General features: G+C 71.5%; 1 protein-coding gene. It reads left to right on the top strand.

Annotation, left to right across the window (positions count from 1 at the left end; all coding sequences use genetic code 11):
* On the top strand, positions 1 to 263 hold a 263-nt coding region (locus tag LI94_RS21685), incomplete at both ends, for a DUF222 domain-containing protein (protein ID WP_152664915.1).

Below are 263 nucleotides of genomic sequence, written 5' to 3'. Positions count from 1 at the left end.
GTGGTGGTCCACCTCGATGTCGAACAACAGATCGGCGCCCTGCACCTGGGCCCCCTGCTCTGCGACGCCGACCGCCAATACCTGACCTGTGACGCCACCTGCGAAGTCTGGTTCCAACGCCAAGGCCGCGTGATCGGCTGCGGCCGCTCCACCCGCACCATCAACCGCCGGCTGCGGCGCGCCCTCGAGCACCGCCACCGCACCTGCGCCGTCCCCGGCTGCAGCGCCACCCGCGGCCTGCACGGCCACCACATCCAGCACTG

The organism is Mycobacterium sp. UM_Kg27 (assembly GCF_000972905.1).
GTDB lineage: Bacteria > Actinomycetota > Actinomycetes > Mycobacteriales > Mycobacteriaceae > Mycobacterium.
Note: the sequence above shows the minus strand (reverse complement) of the source record. Positions and strands in the feature narration are given on the sequence as shown.